This is a genomic window from Protofrankia sp. Cr1 (genome assembly GCF_963555865.1).
Taxonomy (GTDB): Bacteria; Actinomycetota; Actinomycetes; order Frankiales; family Frankiaceae; genus Protofrankia.
The window spans coordinates 1763-2660 of record NZ_CAUVXO010000644.1 but is presented as its reverse complement, the minus strand read 5'-3'; the positions used below and the strand labels follow the sequence as shown (position 1 = coordinate 2660).

The 898-nt window shown below is 74.3% G+C and carries 1 protein-coding gene; it reads left to right on the top strand.

The window, feature by feature from the left end:
- The coding region (locus U9980_RS27270; RefSeq protein ID WP_322770554.1) for an MFS transporter at nt 1–876 on the top strand (876 nt) is incomplete at its 5' end.
- Between the last annotated feature and the right edge of the window lie 22 nt (nt 877–898).

The window sequence follows — 898 nt, the reverse complement described above, 5'->3', positions numbered from 1 at the left end:
TGGCCGGTGGTGCTGGCCGGCCGGTGCGTGGACCGCCTCGGCAAGGGGGTGCGGGGCGCGCCGCGGGACGCGCTGCTGGTCGACGGTGTGCCGGCGGCGGCGCGGGGGCGGGCGTTCGGGTTCCACCGGTCGATGGACACCGCCGGCGCGGTCGTCGGTCCGCTGCTGGGGTTGGCCGGCTACGAACTGCTTCACCATCACATCCGCCCGCTGCTGGTCATCGCGGTCATACCGGCGGTGGGATCGGTGCTGCTGGTCGCCGCGGTCCGGGAACGCCCGCGTTCGGGGACCGCGGCGTCGGACCGGCGGGTGCCGGGTGCGGTGGCGGTGGTCGGCCGGCTGCCGAGTCGCTACTGGCGGGTTGTCGGTGTACTGACCGCGTTCAGCGTGGTGAACTTCCCGGACGCGTTGCTGCTGCTGCGGGTGAAGGCGCTCGGCCTGTCGGTCGGCTGGGTGATCGTCGCCTATGTCGTCTATAACGCCACTTACGCGGTGGGGTCCTATCCGGCGGGTGCTTTGGCGGACCGGCTCGGCCCGCGGCGGATCTACGGGGTCGGGCTGGGCTGTTTCGCGGTCGGCTACGTGGGGTTGGGCGTGGCCGGGTCGGCGGTCTGGGTCTGGCCGCTGCTGGTGATCTACGGTGGGTTCGCGGCCTGCACTGACGGGGTCGGCAAGGCGTGGGTGTCCCGGCTGGTGGGCGCCGGCCAGCAGGGCCGGGCGCAGGGCATGTTCCAGGGGCTGACAGGGGCCGCGGTATTGGTGGCGGGGTTGTGGGCGGGGCTGGCCTGGGGTGGTGACGGTCGGGTTCCGCTGCTGGTCTCCGGCGCGGCAGCCGCGCTCCTCGCCGTCGCGGTAGTGGCGGGTCGCCGCCGCTGATGGGGCCCGACGCCGTGCCGCG